Source organism: Streptomyces sp. BK208 (genome assembly GCF_004364245.1).
Lineage (GTDB): Bacteria > Actinomycetota > Actinomycetes > Streptomycetales > Streptomycetaceae > Streptomyces.
Window position 1 is genome coordinate 128,097 of the sequence record NZ_SOAV01000004.1, and the last position, 19,207, is coordinate 147,303.

At 74.2% G+C, this 19,207-nt stretch carries 19 protein-coding genes; 12 read left to right on the plus strand and 7 right to left on the minus strand.

Going from position 1 to position 19,207, the window contains the following annotated elements:
- The first annotated feature begins 218 nt into the window (after positions 1-218).
- Entirely contained in the window at positions 219-1,199 is a 981-nt protein-coding gene (locus EV562_RS11570; protein ID WP_133886676.1) for a fibronectin type III domain-containing protein, read from the plus strand.
- 174 nt (positions 1,200-1,373) lie between these two features.
- Entirely contained in the window at positions 1,374-1,925 is a 552-nt protein-coding gene (locus EV562_RS11575) for a hypothetical protein (RefSeq protein WP_133886677.1), read from the plus strand.
- Between the two features lie 162 nt (positions 1,926-2,087).
- Here EV562_RS11575 and EV562_RS11580 read toward each other — a convergent pair whose 3' ends face one another.
- The 4 genes from EV562_RS11580 to EV562_RS11595 all read right to left on the minus strand — a co-directional run bounded on the left by EV562_RS11580 (position 2,088) and on the right by EV562_RS11595 (position 6,137).
- On the minus strand, positions 2,088-2,639 hold the full coding sequence (locus EV562_RS11580; RefSeq protein ID WP_133886678.1) for a PadR family transcriptional regulator: 552 nt from the start codon (positions 2,637-2,639) through the stop codon (positions 2,088-2,090).
- A 31-nt stretch (positions 2,640-2,670) separates the two neighbouring features.
- Positions 2,671-4,686, minus strand: coding sequence for an NADPH-dependent 2,4-dienoyl-CoA reductase (locus tag EV562_RS11585; protein ID WP_133886679.1), 2,016 nt, complete (start codon positions 4,684-4,686; stop codon positions 2,671-2,673).
- A gap of 123 nt (positions 4,687-4,809) precedes the next feature.
- On the minus strand, positions 4,810-5,181 hold the full coding sequence (locus EV562_RS11590; RefSeq protein ID WP_133886680.1) for a hypothetical protein: 372 nt from the start codon (positions 5,179-5,181) through the stop codon (positions 4,810-4,812).
- A 77-nt stretch (positions 5,182-5,258) separates the two neighbouring features.
- Positions 5,259-6,137, minus strand: coding sequence for a hypothetical protein (locus tag EV562_RS11595; RefSeq protein WP_133886681.1), 879 nt, complete (start codon positions 6,135-6,137; stop codon positions 5,259-5,261).
- 349 nt (positions 6,138-6,486) lie between these two features.
- Here EV562_RS11595 and EV562_RS11600 point away from each other — a divergent pair, with 349 nt between their 5' ends.
- On the plus strand, positions 6,487-8,571 hold the full coding sequence (locus tag EV562_RS11600; RefSeq protein ID WP_133886682.1) for a SpoIIE family protein phosphatase: 2,085 nt from the start codon (positions 6,487-6,489) through the stop codon (positions 8,569-8,571).
- 60 nt (positions 8,572-8,631) lie between these two features.
- Here the strand turns inward: EV562_RS11600 and EV562_RS11605 are convergent, their stop codons facing one another.
- On the minus strand, positions 8,632-9,477 hold the full coding sequence (locus tag EV562_RS11605) for a putative protein N(5)-glutamine methyltransferase (protein WP_133886683.1): 846 nt from the start codon (positions 9,475-9,477) through the stop codon (positions 8,632-8,634).
- A 260-nt stretch (positions 9,478-9,737) separates the two neighbouring features.
- Here EV562_RS11605 and EV562_RS11610 point away from each other — a divergent pair, with 260 nt between their 5' ends.
- The 6 genes from EV562_RS11610 (at position 9,738) to EV562_RS11635 (ending at position 14,440) form a co-directional block, all read left to right on the plus strand.
- On the plus strand, positions 9,738-10,259 hold the full coding sequence (locus tag EV562_RS11610; protein ID WP_133886684.1) for a MarR family winged helix-turn-helix transcriptional regulator: 522 nt from the start codon (positions 9,738-9,740) through the stop codon (positions 10,257-10,259).
- 115 nt (positions 10,260-10,374) lie between these two features.
- Positions 10,375-10,980 carry a sulfite oxidase-like oxidoreductase gene (locus EV562_RS11615; RefSeq protein WP_133886685.1) on the plus strand — a complete coding sequence of 202 codons (606 nt, stop codon included), beginning with the start codon at positions 10,375-10,377 and terminating at the stop codon, positions 10,978-10,980.
- Entirely contained in the window at positions 10,973-11,749 is a 777-nt protein-coding gene (locus EV562_RS11620; protein ID WP_243860037.1) for a ferredoxin reductase, read from the plus strand. The genes EV562_RS11615 and EV562_RS11620 overlap by 8 nt, the downstream gene beginning before the upstream one ends.
- A gap of 154 nt (positions 11,750-11,903) precedes the next feature.
- Positions 11,904-12,488 (plus strand): hypothetical protein, encoded by a 585-nt coding sequence (locus tag EV562_RS11625; protein WP_133886686.1) that lies wholly within the window; start codon positions 11,904-11,906, stop codon positions 12,486-12,488.
- A 112-nt stretch (positions 12,489-12,600) separates the two neighbouring features.
- Positions 12,601-13,569, plus strand: coding sequence for an acetylxylan esterase (locus EV562_RS11630; RefSeq protein ID WP_133886687.1), 969 nt, complete (start codon positions 12,601-12,603; stop codon positions 13,567-13,569).
- 124 nt (positions 13,570-13,693) lie between these two features.
- The gene (locus EV562_RS11635) at positions 13,694-14,440 is read left to right on the plus strand and encodes a GntR family transcriptional regulator (protein WP_133886688.1); all 747 of its coding nucleotides are present in this window, start codon (positions 13,694-13,696) and stop codon (positions 14,438-14,440) included.
- Here the strand turns inward: EV562_RS11635 and EV562_RS11640 are convergent.
- Both EV562_RS11640 and EV562_RS11645 read right to left on the minus strand, forming a co-directional pair.
- A complete protein-coding gene (locus EV562_RS11640) occupies positions 14,418-15,173 on the minus strand; it encodes a class I SAM-dependent methyltransferase (protein ID WP_133886689.1) in 756 nt (251 codons plus the stop codon). The genes EV562_RS11635 and EV562_RS11640 overlap by 23 nt on opposite strands.
- Before the next feature lie 4 nt (positions 15,174-15,177).
- A complete protein-coding gene (locus EV562_RS11645; protein WP_133886690.1) occupies positions 15,178-15,783 on the minus strand; it encodes a PadR family transcriptional regulator in 606 nt (201 codons plus the stop codon).
- 80 nt (positions 15,784-15,863) lie between these two features.
- On the opposite strand from EV562_RS11645, the gene EV562_RS11650 reads away from it, so the two are divergent.
- The 3 genes from EV562_RS11650 to EV562_RS11660 all read left to right on the plus strand — a co-directional run bounded on the left by EV562_RS11650 (position 15,864) and on the right by EV562_RS11660 (position 19,186).
- A complete protein-coding gene (locus tag EV562_RS11650) occupies positions 15,864-16,274 on the plus strand; it encodes a nuclear transport factor 2 family protein (RefSeq protein WP_133886691.1) in 411 nt (136 codons plus the stop codon).
- Positions 16,275-16,749: 475 nt separating this feature from the next.
- Positions 16,750-17,889, plus strand: a complete 1,140-nt coding sequence (rho, locus tag EV562_RS11655; protein WP_133886692.1) for a transcription termination factor Rho — start codon at positions 16,750-16,752, stop codon at positions 17,887-17,889.
- Positions 17,890-18,013: 124 nt separating this feature from the next.
- Positions 18,014-19,186 carry a serine hydrolase gene (locus tag EV562_RS11660; protein ID WP_166661729.1) on the plus strand — a complete coding sequence of 391 codons (1,173 nt, stop codon included), beginning with the start codon at positions 18,014-18,016 and terminating at the stop codon, positions 19,184-19,186.
- The last annotated feature ends 21 nt before the right edge of the window (positions 19,187-19,207 follow it).

Below are 19,207 nucleotides of genomic sequence, written 5' to 3' on the forward strand. Positions count from 1 at the left end.
CGGCGACGACAGCGGTCCTCGCGCCATCGGCCCAGTCCCGGCGGGAACCCGGGAGTTGGGAACACGGGTGCCTCAGCGTACGGAACACTTCCGGACGATTGTCCTCCACGGCCCTCCTGGTGTGACGCCCTCTTGATGTGACGGCACCTGGGGCGCCATATTGGTCCGGACCATTACGGGTCATCGCCGTCGAGCCGGCGCCGTTGGGAGGCAGATCCGTGCGTGACGTACCCGTTCCGGCCTTCCGGCGCCGGTGCGCTCTGCTCGGCGGGGCACTGGTCCTGCTCACCTCCTGCGGCTGGGGCGGGGGCGAGGACGACGGCGGCGGAGGGCTGCCCGCGGTGCCCATGGGCGTCACCGCGCAGGCCGGCAGCGCGACGAGCGTGCACGTGATGTGGCACGCGGTCGACGGCGTCGAGGGCTACGAGGTGTACCGCGGCGGCACGCTGGTGAAGAAGGTGCCGGCGTCCGAGCGGATGGTGGACGTCACCCGGCTGCGCCCCTCGACGGCGTACGCCTTCACCGTGCGGGCGCGGGACGGCGACGGCCGGCTCGGACCGCGCAGCCGGGAGGTGCGGGCGACCACGCCCGCCGCGGCGGCCGACGCTTCCGCCCCGGCCCCTCCGGGCGACGTGCGCGGCCGGGCGGCGGGCAGCCGGGCGGTCCAGCTCACCTGGTCGGCAGCGAAGGACGACCGTGCCGTCGTGTCCTACGACGTCTACCAGGGCGACGCGAAGGTGCACAGCGTCGGTGGCGCCCAGACGGCTGCCGTGGTCACGGGGCTGCGGCCTGGCACCCGCTACTCCTTCACCGTCCGGGCGCGGGACGCGGCCGACAACGTCTCCCCCGCCGGTGCCGCGGTCCGGCTCACCACCCCGGGCTCCGACGACGGGCACGCCACCGCGCCCACCGCGCTGCGCGCCGCCTCCCACCGGGCCGACGGGGCGTACTACCTGGACCTCTCCTGGATCCCGCCGCACACCGAGACTGCGGTGACCGAGTACCAGATCCACCTGGACGGCCGTGCGGCGACCTCGCTGGTCTACGGCGCCGACGCGCCGCGCGACAGAGCCGAGTACAGCTTCTACGCCGGACGCGAGGCCGGGGTCACCCACCGGGTGCGGATCCGGGCGCGGCTGGCCGACGGGACCTGGGGCGGCTTCTCGGCGGAGCGGAAGGTGACCACGGGTACGGGCTGACGCCGTGCGGCCGCCACCCGGCGGGGGCGGGCGGTGGACGCGTCACCTGGGCGGTCGCGCTCCGCATGCGGGCACGGCCGCTGCCCTGTTGGCTGCCAGAGGGAGCACGGGCGTTCCCGATCCCGGCGGCGCAAGGGATGTACCGCCGGCCGTGCCGCCGAAAGGGCAGTCGACATGCGCATCTCATCGCCACTTCTCCGCTCGGGTGCGACCGTGGCGGCGGCCGCCGCGCTGCCCGTCCTCCCGGCCGCCGCACCGGCCCTCGCGGGTCCGGGCATCTCCGTGAGCACCACCGGGACCACCGTGTCGGTCACGACCACCGCCTGCGCCCAGCTCAACGGCAGTTGGGGCACCGCCTCGCTGCTCACCAGCAGCCAGCGGGACTTCGCCGAGGGGCGTCAGGTGGCGCTGTCCGGCAGCGGCTCGGGCCAGTCGGCGGCCTGGTCGGGCATCTCGCCCGGTACGTACACGGTGATCGTCATGTGCTCGAACAACAGCAACGCCGGCGCCCAGACGGTCATCGTGTCCTCGGCGCCCTCGCCCTCCCCCAGCCGCTCCGCCGTCCCCTCCCCGTCCGCGTCGCCGGGCGGTGTGATGGGCGGCCTCGGCGGGGCGATCCAGGACTACGGCACGGCCACCCTGGTGGCGGGCGGCGCGCTGGTGGGGGCCGGCGTCATCGCCGCGGCCTGGTTCCTGCGCCGCCGCTCGAAGCCGTACCGGTTCTGAGCCGTCCCGGTCCTGGGCCGTACCGGTTCCGAGCCGTACCGGTCATGGGCCGTCCCGGTGCCGGGGTCGTACCGGTCATGGGCCGTACCCGCGCCGACGCCGTACCGACCGCGGTTCTGCGCCGGGGGCTCCGTCCGGGCGCCCCCACCGCCGTGACCGCGGTCAGGCCGGTTCGTCGCCGGGCAGTTCGGCGAACTCCGCCACCGCGTGCCTGAGCCACCCGGTCCAGAACGTCTCCAGGTCGATGCCGGCCCGGAGCACCAGGTGCCTCAGGCGGTCCTCGGTGCTGTCCCGGTCGGGCGGGAAGTCCCGCTCCTCGATCTCCTCGTACTCGGCCAACTGCCGCTCGTGCATTTCCAGATGGCGACGCAGATCGGCCCCGACCCCGGCGGTGCCCACCACTGCGGCGGCGCGCAGCCGCAGCAGCATCGTGTCCCGCAGGGGCTTGGGGTCGTGCGGGGCGGCGGTCCAGCGGGCCAGTTCGGCGCGGCCCGCGGGCAGGACCTCGTAGGACTTCTTCTGCCCGCGGGCCGGCTGCTGGCCGGGCAGGGCGCGGATCAGGCCCTGCCCCTCCAGCTTTCCCAGCTCGCGATAGATCTGCTGGTGCGTGGCCGACCAGAAGTAGCCGATCGACCTGTCGAACCGGCGGGTCAGCTCCAGCCCCGACGACGGCTTTTCGACCAGGGCGGTGAGGATCGCGTGCGGGAGTGACATGGGCTCATCCTAGGGACGGCCCACGCGCCTCCTACAGCGCCGCCGCCAGCTCGGTGCCCTGCTTGACGGCGCGCTTGGCGTCCAGTTCGGCGGCCACGTCGGCGCCGCCGATGAGGTGCGCGCTGTGCCCGGCGGCGACCAGGTCGTCGTACAGGCTCCGGCTCGGCTCCTGGCCCGTGCACAGGACGACGGTGTCGACCTCCAGCACGGTGGACTCGTCACCGACGGTGATGTGCAGTCCGGCGTCGTCGATACGGTCGTAGCGCACGCCCGGGACCATGGTGACGCCGCGGTGTTTCAGCTCGGTGCGGTGGATCCAGCCGGTGGTCTTGCCGAGCCCGGCGCCGACCTTGGTGGCCTTGCGCTGGAGCAGGTGGACGGTGCGCGGCGGTGCGGGCCGCTCCGGTGCGGCGAGGCCGCCGGGCGCGCGGTAGTCGGTGTCGACGCCCCAGAGGCGGAAGTACGTCCCGGGGTCCTCGTGCGCCTTGTCGCCGCCGTCGGTGAGGTACTCGGCGACGTCGAAGCCGATCCCGCCGGCGCCGAGGATCGCGACGCGCTCGCCGACGGGGGCACCGTCGCGCAGGACGTCGAGGTAGCCGACGACGGAGGGGTGGTCGACGCCGGGGATGTCGGGCGTGCGCGGGGTGACGCCGGTGGCGACGACGACCTCGTCGTGGCCGGTGAGGTCGCCGACGCCGACGCGGGTGTTCAGGCGGACGTCGACGCCGTGGGCCGCGAGCTGGGTGCGGAAGTAGCGCAGCGTCTCGTCGAACTCCTGCTTGCCGGGGACCTTGCGGGCGACGTTCAGCTGCCCGCCGATCTCGGCGGCGGCGTCGAACAGGGTGACCTCGTGGCCGCGTTCGGCGGCGCTCACCGCGCAGGCGAGGCCGGCCGGTCCGGCGCCGACGACGGCCACGCGCTTGCGCCGCCGGGTGGGCGCGAGGACCAGCTCGGTCTCGTGGCAGGCGCGCGGATTGACCAGGCAGGAGGTGATCTGTCCGCTGAATGTGTGGTCCAGGCAGGCCTGGTTGCAACCGATGCAGGTGTTGATCGCCTCGGGGCGCCCGGCCGCGGCCTTGGCGACGAAGTCGGGGTCGGCGAGCATCGGGCGGGCCATCGAGACCATGTCGGCCGTACCCTCGGCGAGCAGTGCCTCGGCCACCTCGGGGGTGTTGATGCGGTTGGTGGTGACGAGCGGGACGGACACCTCGCCCATCAGCCGCCTGGTCACCCAGGTGTAGGCGCCGCGGGGCACGGAGGTGGCGATGGTGGGGATGCGGGCCTCGTGCCAGCCGATGCCGGTGTTGATGATCGTGGCTCCGGCGGCCTCGACGGCCTTGGCGAGGGTGATCACCTCGTCCAGGGTGGAGCCGCCGGGCACCAGGTCGAGCATGGAGAGGCGGTAGACGACGATGAAGTCCTCGCCGACCGCCTCGCGCACCCGGCGGACGATCTCGACGGGGAAACGGCAGCGGTTCTCGTACGAGCCGCCCCAGCGGTCGGTGCGGTGGTTGGTCCGGGCGGCGATGAACTCGTTGATCAGGTAGCCCTCGGAGCCCATGATCTCGACGCCGTCGTACCCGGCCTCGCGCGCCAGGCGTGCGGTGCGGACGTAGTCGTCGATGGTGCGCTCGACCTCGGCGTCGGTCATCTCGCGCGGGACGTGCGGGCTGATCGGGGCCTGGAGCGCGCTCGGGGCGACCAGGTCGGCGTGGTAGGCGTAGCGGCCGAAGTGCAGGATCTGCAGCGCGATGCGGCCGCCCTCGCGGTGCACGGCGTCGGTGACGGTCCGGTGCTGTGCGGCCTCCGCCCCGGTGGTGAGCTTGGCGCCGCCGGGGTAGGGGCGGCCCTCGTCGTTGGGGGCGATGCCACCGGTGACGATCAGGCCCACGCCGCCGCGGGCCCGGGCGGCGTAGAAGGCCGCCATGCGTTCGAAGCCGCGCTCGGCCTCCTCGAGGCCGACGTGCATGGAGCCCATCAGGACCCGGTTGGGCAGCGTGGTGAAGCCCAGGTCCAGCGGGCTCAGCAGGTGCGGGTAACGGCTCATCGGGCCCTCCGTGCGCGGTGTGGTGCCTCTGTTGTAGAGGACCGCCACCCTGTTGTGCAACTAGTTGCACAACAGGGTGGCGCACACCTCACCGGTCACCGGGCCTGATGCGGAGATGCCTGGTCAGTGGCTTTCGAGACGGACGTGCAGTTCCCGCTCCTGGTCTCCGGAGGCCGTGCTCAGGTCGTGCACGGTGAACAGGGAGTCCAGCGTGGTGCGGAACCTCTCGATCGCCCAGTAGCCGCCCTGCACGTCGGCCTCCACGGACGACCCGAGCCGGGCGGGGTCGCACGCCCCGCCGTGGGCGTCGGCCACGTCGAAGGTGCCGAGCCACACCGTCGGGCGCACCTCGTGGTACTCCCGGGTCGCGTCGCCCGCGTGCCGGTCGGAGGAGTAGCACGCGCACAGGGCGTCGAACACGGTCCGGGCGTCCTCCTTGCTGCATCCGCTCAGCTCCACCGAGACGGACTCGGGATGCAGTCGCTCACCGTCCATCGTGATCGCTTCCTCTCGTGGGCACCGCCGATACCCCCAGAAAAGCACCCCGCGCGGCCCGGCGCGAAGCGGCCGGGTCAGCCCCGGGTGAACCGGTACGTCTTGCTGTCCGTCAGGACGCAGAAGCCCGGCGACACGACGATCACGCGCAGGGTTCCGGTCCGCCGGTCGTAGTCGACGCCCTCCGCCTCGAAGCCGCCCGAGCAGGCGCTGCGCAGGGGCAGCTGCCGCAGCGCGGTGACGTGCCCGGTGACGTCGCCGCCGCCGGGCGCGGCCGACAGGTCGACGCGCAGCAGCGGTTTGGTGAGGCCGAAGAGCGTGCCCTCCGGGTCGTCGGAGGAGCACAGCAGCGTGGTCGCGTCCAGGAAGTCGCAGCCCTGGACGTCGCGCACGGCGTGGTCCAGGCGGACGGTGGCCGCCCGGGGCAGGTCGGCCGAGGGCGAGGTGGCGGGGTTGACACCGGGGGTGGGAAAGACCAGCAGCCGGTCCATGGTGCCCCACTCGCCGGCCAGCATCCACTGGCCGTCCGGGGAGACGGCGGACCACGAGTTGTTCAGCGCCTCCCCCGCACTCAGCGTGTGCACGTACTCCGACCAGCTCCCGTCCGGCGCCTGCACGCGGAACATCTTCGTGTTCCCGCTGTCGCGCTGGTACGGCTCGATGTAGTGGCCGTCGTAGGTGGCGTCGGGGTCGCCGACGTGGTTCCAGCCGCGCGCGCTGAGGCCGAGGGGGACGGTGCCGATGCCGGTGTAGCGGTTGGGACTGCCCGCCGGGACCTCGACGGAGGCCAGGCCCTGGCTCTCGGTCAGCGGATCGGCACGGTCGGAGCCCACCTCCGTCCAGGAGTCGGCGGCCGGCGCGGCCGCGTGCGCCGGACCGGCGAGCGCGAGGGAGAGGGCGAGGACGGCGAGTCCGGTCAGGACGGTGTGACAACGTTGCCGGGCACGCAGGGACATGGAGGCTCCTCGGGTGGGGGGCGGCCGGGCGGGTGCGGGGCCCGGCGCACAGTCTGGACGGCCCATACCGTCATGTACAGACCAACTTCGGACGCACTCCGGGGGCACTCCGGGGGCACCCCGCACGTGCTCCGTCCGGCGGCGCCCGGGCCGGGCCGTCCGGCGATGCCCGCGCCCGGCCGTCCGGCGGCCTCGCGCGCTCCGTGCGGCACTCCCCGGCCTGCGGGAAGATGCTGGGAGGAGATGGTGGAGCCTTGACGGACCGGCTCTGTTCGCGGTGGAACGCGGTAGAACAAGGAAGCCGGCATCGAAGGGCGTGCCGCGTCGGACGGCGAAGGCGGGACGTGGGATGAGTGCAGCGGGGTCTGCCGGGTTCGGGGGCGAGCCGTCGCCGCGCGGCCCGGTGCGGCCCAGTGGGCTGCTCGACCTGCTGAACGTGGCCTCGATCGTGCTGGACACCGAGGGACGGATCGTCCTGTGGAGCCCGCAGGCCGAGGAGCTGTTCGGGTACTCGGCGCCGGAGGCGCTGGGGCAGTACGCGGCCCGCATCATGGTCCACGAACGCCACCTCGACCTGGTCGTGAAGCTGTTCGGGGACGTCATGAGGACGGGCCGCAGCTGGGCCGGTGCCTTCCCGGTCCGGCACAAGGACGGCAGCACCCGGCTGGTCGAGTTCCGCAACATGCGGCTGCTGGACGACCGCGGGGACGTCTACGCCCTCGGACTCGCGGCCGACCAGTCGACGGTGCGCCGGCTGGAGCGGGACGTGGCCCTGTCCACGCGGGTGGTCACGCAGTCGCCGATCGGTCTGGCCGTCCTCGATCCCGAGCTGCGGTACGTCTCGGTCAACCCGGCTCTGGAGCGGCTGAACGGCGTCCCCGCCGAGGAGCACCTGGGCCGGACGATCAGTGATCTGCTGCCCCAGGTGGACACCGTCCCGCTGGAGGAGGCGGCGCGCCGGGTGCTGGAGACCGGGGAGCCGGTCGTCGACCAGCCCGCGACCGGGCGGACCCCCGCGGACCCGGACACGGAGCACGCCTGGTCGGTGTCGCTGTACCGGCTGGAGGACGCCCTGGGTGCCGTGCTGGGCGTGGCCATCTCGGTCGTCGACGTCACCGAGCAGTACCGGACGGCGGCCGAGGCGGAGGGCGCGCGGCGCCGGCTGGCCGCCGTGGCGGACGCGTCCGCCCGGATCGGCACCACGCTGCAGCTGGACCGCACCGCGTTCGAGCTGGCCGACGTGGCCGTGCCCGGCCTCGCCGACATCGCCGCCGTGGATCTCCTGGACGCCGTGGTGGAGGGCCGGCGCAGCACGCTGGGTCCGGCCGAGTCCGCGGTGATCAAGGCGCTGGCCGTACGCGCGGACGATAGTGCCCGGGATGCGCTGCGGGCGGCCGACCAGCCCGGCCGGGTCGCCCGGTACGGACCGGACCGTCTGGTCACCGAGTGCGTGCGCACCGGCCGTCCGGTGACGGTGCCGCGGGTGACGCCCGAGGACCTGAAACGCATCGCCCGCTCTCCCGAGGCGGCCGAACTGCTGGCCCGGGCGGGCGTGCACTCGTACCTGGCCGTGCCCCTGATCGCGCGCGGCGAGGTGCTGGGCGCCCTGGACCTGAAGCGGATCGCCAACCCGACGCCGTTCGACGAGGACGACCTGCTGCTGGCCCGGGAGCTGGCCGCCCGGGCGGCGCTGCAGATCGACAACGCCCGCTGGTACCAGAACGCCCGCGACACCGCGCTCACCCTCCAGCGCAGCCTGCTGCCGAGCCATCCGCCGGTCACGGGCGGGCTGGAGGTCGCCTCCCGCTACCAGCCGGCCGGGGGCACCAGCGAGGTGGGCGGCGACTGGTTCGACGTGATCGAGCTGGCGGGCGGCAGGACCGCGCTGGTGGTGGGCGACGTGATGGGCAGCGGCATCACGGCGGCGGCCTCCATGGGGCAGCTGCGCACCGCGACCAACACCCTGGCCGCCCTGGAGATGGACCCCGCGCTGCTGCTCGGCCACCTGGAGCGGACCACGGCCGGCCTGGACCAGGCCATCGCCACCTGCTTGTACGCCGTCCACGACCCGCACCGCCGGCAGTGCCGGATCGCCAACGCCGGGCACCTGCCCCCGATCCGCCTGCGGGCGGGCCGGCCGCCCGAGCTGCTCGACCTGCCCACCGGGGTGCCGCTCGGGGTGGGCGGTGTCGCCTTCTCCACCACCACCGTCGACCTGGAGCCGGGCGACCGGCTGGTGTTCTACACCGACGGTCTGGTGGAGACGCGCCGGCAGCCGCTGGACGAGCGGCTGGACGCGCTCCTCGCCCTGCTGGAGGGCCCGGACCGCCCGCTGGAGGAGGTCTGCGACCTGCTGCTGCGCACCCTGCACGAGCCGGAGAACTCCGACGACGTGGCCCTGCTGATCGCCCGGGCCACGCCGCCGGTGCCGTGACCCCCGGTCCCGCCGCGGCAGGCGGCACGGACGACCGGCGGCGGTACGCGCCGGAGACGGTCAGCCCCGGACGCCGACCACCACGTGGGCGTGCAGCTCGGCGCAGACGGCGAGGCGGGTCGTCAGCCCGGCCCGGTTGAAGGCGTCGACGGCGTCGGCCGCCTGGCGTTCGCTCGTCTCGACCAGCAGGCAGCCGCCCGGCGCGAGCCAGCCGGGCGCCGCCGACGCGACCCTGCGCAGCACGTCGAGGCCGTCGGCGCCGCCGTCGAGGGCGACCAGCGGTTCGTGGTCGCGGGCCTCGGCGGGCAGCAGGGCGACCTCGCCGGAGGGGACGTACGGCACGTTGGCCGCGAGGATCTCCACCCGGCCGCGCAACGTGCCGGGCAGCGCGTCGAACAGGTCACCTGTGTACACCCGGCCGCCCGCGCCGGCGAGGTTGCCGCGGGCGCAGCGCACGGCGGCCGGGTCGACGTCGGCGGCGTGCACCTCGGGCCGGTCCAGGGCGGCCGCCAGGGCGGCGCCGACGGCGCCCGAACCGCAGCACAGGTCGACGACGACGCTCGCGTGCGGAGCGTGGGCCAGGGCCTCGGACACCAGGAACTCGGTGCGCCGGCGGGGCACGAAGACGCCGGGGGCGACGGTGATGCGCAGGCCGCGGAAGTCGGCCCAGCCGAGGACGAGTTCCAGGGGCAGGCCGGTGACGCGGCCCTCGACCAGTGCGGTGAGTTCCGTGGCCGTGCGGGCGGTGGTCAGCAGGAGTTCCGCCTCGTCCTCGGCGAAGACGCAGCCGGCGGCGCGCAGCGCGGAGACGACGGAGTCACGCGAGGGGAGGGACGCGGAGAAGAGATGCGCGGGAGAAGCGGAGAGAGGCGCCCCGGAGGGCGACGCCGGGAAGGTGGGAGGCATGGAAGCCGAGAGCCTTTCGGGAACCGAAGGACGCTCTCCCGGTCACTCGCTCGCGGTGACCGCACTGCCGTGGGAGAAGAGCATCCGGGCCGACACAGCGGTAATCGGTCTCACCTCCCGGTCTCCGGCGGCCGGGGCGGTCCGCGGCCGCCGGTCACACTACCCCAATGATCAGACGGCGACGACCTCCCTCAAGCGGCCGGTTCACGCGACGTCCGACCAAGTTGTACTGTGCAACCAGTGCGATGCGAGGAGGATCCGTGCCGGCTGCCGAGACACCCGACGAGACGGTCGCAGCCCTCGGCGGACGCCCCGCGGACGCGGCCGTGGAGACCATTCACCGGGAGATGACGGCCTTCGCCCGCCGGGCCCGCGCCTCGGCGGGGCGCATGCACCCGGAGCTGTCGCTGGTGTCGTACACGCTGCTCGGGGACCTGGAGGAGCGCGGCGGCCGCCGGGCCACGGACCTGGCCGCCCACTACGCGCTGGACAAGTCCACCGTCAGCCGTCAGGTGTCGGCGCTGGAGCGCGCCGGGCTGATCGAGCGGCGGGGCGACCCGGACGACCACCGTGTGCAGGTGCTGCACCTGACGGAGGCGGGACGGCGCATCCTGGGCCAGGTCACCGAGAGCCGGCGGGCCGCCTTCCGGGAGCGGCTCGCGGACTGGCGCGAGGAGGACCTGCTCCGCTTCGCCGCGTATCTGGAGCGGTACAACGCGTGGCCGGGCGCGCCCCGCGGCGAGGACGAGGACCGGGCACGGCCGCGGGACACGTACGGTTGACGGGTACGCACCGTCGACGGGTACGCGCCTCCGACGGAACGCACGGACGACGGGTACGCACAGATCACGCCGGTCGCGGGCAGGACCGCCCCGACGGGCCGAAAGGCTCCACCGCATGAACACCACCCGAGGCTTCACCGGGCGCCCGCGCGCCGCCCGGCCGGGGCTGCCGCCCGGCCAGTACGACGCGGGTGACGACTGGCCCGTGCTCTCCGCCGAGGTCACGCCCGAGATCGCGCCGGCCGACTGGACCTTCCGCGTGGGCGGCCTGGTGGCCGGGCCCCGGACCTGGGACCTGGCCGGGGCCCGCGCGCTGCCGGCGTCCGGGTACGCGGGCGACATCCACTGCGTGACCGGCTGGTCGAAGTTCGGGGTGCGGTTCGGTGGCGTGTCCCTCGACGCCTTCCTGGACGCGGCGGGGCCGCTGCCGTCCGCCACGCACGCCGTCGCCCACGCGCACACCGGCTACACCGCGAACCTGCCGCTCGCGGACCTCACCGGCGGGCGCGCCTGGATCGTGTGGGAGTACGACGGCCGGCCGCTGGCCCCCGAGCACGGCGGCCCGGCCCGGCTGGTCGTTCCCCACCTGTACTTCTGGAAGAGCGTGAAGTGGATCGCCGGTCTGGAGCTCCTCGACCACGACGAGCCCGGCTTCTGGGAGCAGAACGGGTACCACGCCCGCGGCAATCCCTGGGAGGAGCAGCGGTACTCCGGTGACTGAGACGGCCACGCACACGGCAGGGGCTTCCACGCCCCCGGCACGGTTCGCCGTGCCCGGACGCATCGAGGTGAACGGCGCGGTGGCCGGGAGGTGGCAGACGGCCACCCTCACGGAGATCCGCCGTGAGACGCCCCGTGCCTCGACCTTCCGCCTCGCCGTGCCCGGCTGGGCGGGCCACCTGCCCGGCCAGCACCTGATGCTGCGGCTCACCGCCGAGGACGGCTACCGGGCGCAGCGCCACTACTCGCTGGCCTCCGCGCCGGACGAGTCCGGGCACATCGAGCTGACCCTCGACCGCGTGGCCGACGGGGAGGTGTCGGGCTGGTTCCACACGGTGGCACGGCCCGGTGACGAGATCGAGGTGCGCGGCCCGCTCAGCGGCTTCTTCGCCTGGCCGGGCGACCGGCCCGCCCTGCTCCTGGGCGCCGGCTCCGGGGTGGTGCCGCTGATGTCGATGGTGCGGCACCACCGGGCGCGGGGCCTGACCGTGCCGCTGCGGCTCCTCGTGTCCGCGCGGAGCCCCGAGGAGCTGATCTACGCCCGTGAGTACGGCGCGGAGACGACGCCCGTCTTCACCCGCACCGCGCCGGCCGGGACGCCCGTGGGCCGTCTGTCCTCCGCCCATCTGGCGCCGCTCCTGGCCGAGCCGCCCGCCGGCGGCTGGGAGGCGTACGTGTGCGGGTCCAACTCCTTCGCGGAACACGCGTCACGGCTCCTCGTGGCGGCGGGGCAGCCGGTGGACCGGATCCGGATCGAGCGCTTCGGCTGATCCCGCCCGGAACGTGAGCGAGGTCCGCAGGACGGGGTACCTGGCCTGTGCGGGCACTCGCACACGTGGCGCGACACGAAGGCGCGGCGGCCTCCCCCGCGTCCCCTGGCCGTCCGTCCGCCCCTCGGGTCGCGGTGAACGCGGGGAGGTCGACATGCGAACCCGGGTAGGCGGCCGGCGCCGGCCGCGCAATCCACTGCGGCGCCGGTCGGACGTCGTCGAAGCGTGGACCACGGTGCTGTTCACCCTGTTGCTGTTCGTGGGCGCGCCGCTGCTCGGGGCCGCCACGGCCTGGTGGGGCTACGGCCAGGCTCAGGCGATCGTCGCCGAGCAGCGGGCGGAGCGGCGGCACGTGCGCGCCGAGGTGGTCGAGAGGGTCTCGGAGACCCTGCCGACGGGGGAGCTCGGCGGGCAGCACTCGTACCGCGCGACCGTCCACTGGAAGGCGCCGGACGGCACGCGGGAGAGCACCACGGCACGGGTGCCGTCCGGTGCCCGTGACGGTGACACGGTCGACGTGTGGCTGGACTCCCGCGGCCGGAGCGTGCCGCCGCCGTCGGACGGTGCCGAGATCTGGCAGCACAGCGCCACCGTCGGCTCGTTCACCGCCATCGGCACGGGGCTCACGGTGTTCCTCGCGCACCGGGCGGTGCGCGGGGTGGCGCTGCGCCGGCGCATGGCGGAGTGGGACCGCGACTGGGCGCTCACCGAGCCGCAGTGGTCGCACCGCCGGGCCTGAGCGCCCCGTGCGCGGTCCCGCCTGCGACCGGACCTGGCGAGCCCTTCGGGCGCTCACGTACGGTGTGATCATCCGCACGGTCTGGCACGACTCCCCGCAAAGGCGGTTCTCGATGGCCCTGTTCGACCTTCCGCTCGACGAACTCCACGCGTACCGCAGCGCGTCGGCCGAGCCCGAGGACTTCGACGCGTTCTGGGGCAAGACGCTCGCGGAGGCGCGCGAGCACGACCTGGACGCCCGCTTCGAACCGGTCGAGACGGGGCTGTCCACGGTGCGGGTGTACGACGTGACGTTCGCCGGGTTCGGCGGTCACCCGGTGAAGGGCTGGCTGACCCTGCCCGCCGCGGCGGACGGGCCGTTGCCGCTGGTGGTGGAGTTCGTCGGGTACGGCGGCGGGCGCGGGCTGCCGCACGAGCACCTGCTGTGGGCCTCCTCGGGCCGGGCGCACTTCGTGATGGACACCCGCGGCCAGGGCAGCGCCTGGGGCGGTGGCGGCGGGACGCCGGACCCGGTCGGCGGCACGCCCGCCTACCCGGGGTTCATGACCCGCGGCCTGGACGCCCCCGAGAACTACTACTACCGCCGGGTCTTCACCGACGCCGTGCGCGCGGTCGAGGCGGCGCGCTCCCACCCGCTGACCGACGCGACCCGCACGGTCGCGCTGGGCGCCAGCCAGGGCGGCGGCATCACGATAGCGGTGGGCGGTCTGGTGCCGGATCTGGTCGCGGTCGCGCCCGACGTGCCGTTCCTGTGCGACTTCCCCCGCGCCACCACGCTCACCGACCGGCATCCCTACCGTGAGGTCGGGCTGTACCTCAAGACGCACCGCGGCAGGACCGGGGACGCGCTGCGCACGCTGTCGTACTTCGACGGCGTGCACTTCGCGGCGCGGGGCCGGACGCCCGCCCTGTTCTCGGCCGCCCTGGAGGACCAGACCTGCCCGCCGTCGACCGTTTTCGCCGCGTTCAACGCCTGGACGCACGAGGACAAGAGGATCGAGGTGTACGACTTCAACGACCACGAGGGGGGCGGGCCGTTCCAGGAGGCCGCGAAGCTGGGCTGGCTGAGCCGCTACGCCTGAGGTCCGTGGGTGGTGTTTCGGCCGATCCGGCGGCCCGGGCTTCCCAGCTGGTTTAGACCAATGGTAATTCTGGTGGCGCACCGAGCCCGCGCGGCTACCGTACGTCATCAACAGGAGGCGCGGCATGGCCCGCACCACCCCCCACGACCAGTCCCCCGCCGATGTCCGGCCGCCCCTGTACCGGCGGGTGGCGGACCAACTGCTCGGCGAGCTGCGCGACGGGACCGCCCCGCCGGGCGAACGGCTGCCGGGTGAGCGCCGGCTGGCTGAGCACTTCGGGGTCAGCCGGGAGACCGTGCGCCAGGCGCTGGACGTGCTGCGCCGCGACGGTCTGCTCACCACCGACCGGCGGGGCAGCCACGTCGCCCTGCCCGGGCCGCCGACCGCGAGCCCGGCACCCCTCGTCTTCCCGGTGGGCGCCCGGGCGGCGGAGCCCCGTACCGGGGACCGGGCCACCGTCGTCTGGGCGGCGCCGCCTCCCGAGCACGCGACGGCGCTGGGGCTGGTGCCGGGACGGCCGACCCTGATGCACCGCTTCACGTCTGCGGCGGCCGGAGGAAGCGGCACGCGGACGGCGGTGACATCGTTTTCCGCCGTGGCGCTCGCCGAGGTCGAGGAACTGGCACGCTACCGGGACCGCGCCGACGGTGTCGCCTGCGCGCAACTGCGCCGGGCCTACGACTGGATGCGGACGGCGGGCCTGACACTGCACCACCGGGACACCATCACCCTCCAGCCCGACGCCGCGTCGGTGCGGGTCGTGCGGCGGGTGCACGACCAGTACGCGCGGCCGCTGGAGATCACGGACCTCCTGGTGGACACCCGGCGGGACGCCCTGGTCTACGAGTTCACCCTGCCGGCGGCCGGCTGAGGGCGGCCTGCCCGAGCCGCCGGGCCACGACGAGCCGGACACGGGGGCTGCCGTCGGGCCGGCGGCCGAACTCCGGCAGGGCGTGCAGGTCGGCCCGGAAGCCGGCGCGGGACAGCGCACGGCCCACGTCGCCGAGCCGGAACGTGCGGTAGTACATGACGAACGGAGGCCGCCACAGCGCGTTGCGCACCCGCATCGCCGCGTCGAAGCCGAGCAACGTCCAGTACCCCGCCGAACCGGGCCGGGGCGGCGCGACGACCGGGAAGGCGAAGCAGCCGCCGGGGCGGAGCACGGAGCGCACCCGGCCGAACAGGCCCGGCAGTTCGCGGGGCAGGAAGTGCCCGAACGCCCCGAAGCTCACCACGAGGTCGAAGACGGGGCCGAACGGCAGGGCACGGGCGTCCGCACGCACCCAGGACACCGCCGGGGCCGGCGGCAGGGTGCGGGCGCGCGCGACCTCCAGCATGCCCGCGCTGAAGTCGACCCCGGTCACCCGCTCCCGGCACACCCGGGCCAGGACGTCCACGCCGGCGCCGGTGCCGCAGCACAGGTCGAGGCCGGCGGCGAAGGGTCCCATCGGCGCCAGCGCGCGGGCGGCGGCGTCCAGCAGCCGGTCCGGCGTCCGGTAGGGGGTGTGGTCGAACTTCGGCGCGAGCAGGTCGTAGCCCCGCTCGACCGACGACAGCGCCTGGACGGCGAGTTCGCGCAGGGTGGGGCCTTCGGGGCTGAACATCCGGTCAGCCTAGGGCTTGTCCGGCGTGCCCGGCGGACCCGGCGGACCCGGTGGGAGCGCGGCGCTCGTCGAGCACGGCGAGCACGCGCTCGCACCAGCGGGCGTTCTCCCGCTCGAAGGTGATCCCGGCGGCCAGGGTGAGGTAGGGCCCGACCCGGTCCGCGTCCCGCAGGTGCTCCTCCTCGGAGCGGCCGTCCAGGAGACGTTCCCGCACCCGCTCGTAGCGGGCGAGCTTGCCCAGCGCCCAGGCCCTGCGCTCCTCGACCAGCGCGCGGACGACGTGCGGGTCGACGCCGTCCATCGCCTGCATCTTGATCAGGAACTCGTCGCGGACGGCGGTGGGCCGCCGGGTCGGCTCGGCGGCGAAGGCGCCCAGCTGCTCCCGGCCGGCCGCGGTGAGCGAGAACAGCCTTTTGGTGGGCCTGCGTTCCTGCTGCACGGTCCGGGCCTCGATGAGTCCGTCGCCCGCGAGGCGCTCCAGCTCCCGGTAGAGCTGCTGCGGCGTGGCGGGCCAGAAGTTGGCGAGCGACACGTCGAACACCTTGGACAGCTCGTAGCCCGAGGCCTCGCCCTCCAGCAGAGCGGCCAGGACGGCGTACTTGAGAGACATGTCGACACGCTAGCAAGCGGAGGCCAGGACGACTACTCTACTCCACACCTATTCAAATAGTTCAGTATGAGGGAGTGGCGATGCGGGCATTCCGCGAGGCGGTCGAGGCACACGACATGGACGCCGTCGAAGCACTGCTGGCCGACGACGTGGTCTTCTCCAGCCCCGTCGTCTTCAAGCCCTACCGGGGCAAGGCGATCACGATGGCGATCCTGCGCGCGGTCGAGCGGGTCTTCGAGGACTTCCGCTACGAGCGCGTCATCGGCGAGGCGGACGGTCGCGACCACGCGCTGCTCTTCACGGCACGGGTGGGCGACCGTGAGATCGGCGGCTGCGACTTCCTGCGCCTGGACGCGTCCGGCCGCATCGCGGAACTGACGGTGATGGTGCGCCCGTTGTCGGGCGCTCAGGCCCTCCAGGCCGCCATGGCGGCGCAGTTCGAGCGGGTCGCGCAGGAGGCGGCGGAGGCCGGGGCGCGTTCGGCCGACTGACCCCGGCAGGAGCGTGCGGAAGACGTGTGGACACGTGCGGAAGAGGAATGCCTCATCCGCACGGGACACGTGCGGATGAGGCACGCCGCACGCCCGGGACGCGTGCGGATGACGCACGCGGCACGCGCGGAAGCGGGAACAAGCCCCTGACCGGCCGTGTTGCAGGGGGTGGGACCTCGATGGTCCCGCCCGACCGCCACGGCACCGCATCCCGTGGTACGGTGCGGACAGCACTTGTGTACGCCCCTTCGTTCCGGGGCGCCGGTGCCAGTTTCCCTTCGGTTCGCGGACCCGCCCGTCCAGGTGCGACCGGCTCGTCCGCTTCTCAGCACGACCTCACGAGCGGGATTCTCGTCCCCGCCCGGTCCGAGGCGCTGTTCCCCGCCGTCCGGAGGCGTGTCGTCCGACCCCTCGCGCGGCTTCCCCCCTTCCCTCCGCATGTTCCATGCCCGTGTCCTCGAAAGGACCGACCACCATGACCACCACACTCGAACACCCCCCTGTCCAGCAGTCCCCGGCCGAGATCGCGAGCGGTGTCCTCGACATCGAAGCGGGCGGCAAGGGGCGTCTGCGCGGCAAGAGCCTGCACGCCGAACCCACCGACCCCGTCCTCCCGGCCGCGTTGATCCGCCGGCACGGGCTGCGCAGGGGCGACCTCGTCGAGGGGGTGCGCGGCGACCGGCTCACCCTGAGCGACGTCGTCCGCGTCAACGGCCGCTCCCCCGGCCGGCCGGGCGCACGGCGGCACTTCGCCGACCTGACCCCGCTGCACCCGCACGAGCGGCTGCGGCTCGAACACCCGGCGGCGGGCCTCACCGGGCGCGTCGCCGACCTGATGGCCCCCGTCGGCAAGGGACAGCGCGGCCTGATCGTCGCGCCGCCCAAGACCGGCAAGACCGTCCTCCTCCAGCAGATCGCGGCCGCGGTGGCCGGCAACCACCCCGAGTCCCGCCTGATGGTGGTGCTGCTCGACGAACGCCCCGAGGAGGTCACCGACATGCGGCGCTCCGTACGGGGCGAGGTGTACGCCTCGACCTTCGACCGCAGCGCCAAGGAGCACATCGCGCTCGCCGAGCTGGTGATCGAGCGGGCCAAGCGGCTCGTCGAGGCCGGGGAGGACGTCGTCGTCCTCCTCGACTCCCTCACCCGGCTGTGCAGGGCGCACAACAACGCCGCCTCGTCCGGCGGCCGCACGCTGAGCGGCGGCGTGGACGCGGGTGCGCTGCTGGGTCCCAAGCGGTTCTTCGGCGCGGCCCGCACCGCCGAGGAGGGCGGCTCCCTCACCATTCTCGCCACCGCCCTGGTGGAGACCGGCTCGCGCGCCGACGACTTCTACTTCGAAGAGCTCAAGAGCACCGGCAACATGGAGCTGCGGCTGAACCGCGAGCTCGCCTCCCGCCGGGTCTTCCCGGCCGTGGATCTGACCGGCTCCGGCACCCGGCGCGAGGAACTCCTGCTGTCCGCCGCCGAGACGAGCGCCGTGCGCGGGCTGCGGCGGGCCCTGGGGACCCGCGACGGGCAGTCCGGCGTGGAGACCCTGCTGGAACGGCTGCGCCGGACGCCGGACAACGCCACCTTCCTGCGGCAGGTGCAGCCGACGCTGCCCGCCGGCTGACCCCGCCCGCCGGACCGCCGCCACGGCGTTCACACCGGCCCCTCGCTACGGCATTCGGGTGCTCGCGGGCGCGACCCGGCCCGGTCAGCGTGGCGGTTCGGGGGCCCGTTCCTACGTTTGCGGTATGACTATCGGATTCTCATCTCGGGCGGTTCGGTCCACCTGCTTGCTCTGCGTGGCGGGTCTGCTGACGCTCGTGCCCGCCGCCGCGGCCGCACGCCCGGGAGGGCCGGACCCCCTCCCGCCCGGCGGCACGACGGCGCGGACGTCGCCGCTGTACCGCTCAGGTACGCAGGTCCGGCCGCACCCCGGAGCGCCCCGGGTCCCCGAAGTCTCCGCCCTGTCCTGGGTCGTGGCCGACGCCGGCACGGGCGACGTGCTGGCGGCGCACGACGCGCACCGCAGGCTGCCGCCGGCCAGCACCCTCAAGACGCTGTTCGCCCTCACGGTGCTGCCGGCGCTGCCGGGCGGCCTCCACCACGAGGTCAGCACCGAGGACCTGGCCGGCATCGGCCCGGGCAGCAGCCTGGTCGGTGTCGTCGAGGGGCAGACCTACCGGCTCTCCGACCTGTGGAACGGCGTCTTCCTCAACTCGGGCAACGACGCCGTGCACGTCCTCGCCTCGCTGACCGGCGGCTGGAGCGCCACCGCCGCCCGGATGCAGGCCGAGGCCCGCGCGCTCGGCGCCCGTGACACCCATGTCCGCTCGCCCGACGGGTACGACACCCCGGGGCAGGTCTCCTCGGCGTACGACCTGGCCGTCTTCGGCCGGGCCGGGCTGCGGCGGCCCGACTTCGCCCGGTACTGCGCCACGGTCGACGCGCTGTTCCCGGGGCGCGACGGGAGCGCGTACGGGATCATGAACACCAACCGGCTGCTCACCGGGGCCGACGGGGTGGCGCCGTACCCGGGGATGATCGGCGTCAAGAACGGCTACACCAGCAACGCCGGCAACACGCTCATCGCCGCCGCCCGACGTGAGGGGCGGACCCTGGTCGTCACCGTGATGAACCCTCAGGACGGCGGCGGCCACGCCGTCTACGAGGAGGCCCGTGCGCTGCTCGACTGGGGATTCGCTGCGGACGGGGAGGTCGATCCGGTGGGCTCGCTCGTACCGGAGAGCGGCCGGCCCCGGCAGGGACCGCAGGCCGAGCCCGCGCCGGTGGCCGTCGCGAAGCCGGCGGAGAACGAGCCCGGCTGGGAGGAGACCGGCGCGATCCTGGCGGCCGCGGGCCTCGGGGCCGGCGTCGTGGCACTCGCCCTGCGGCTCAAGCTCGTACGGGACGCCGGGAGTTGACGGTGGCGTCCCGCGTCCCGT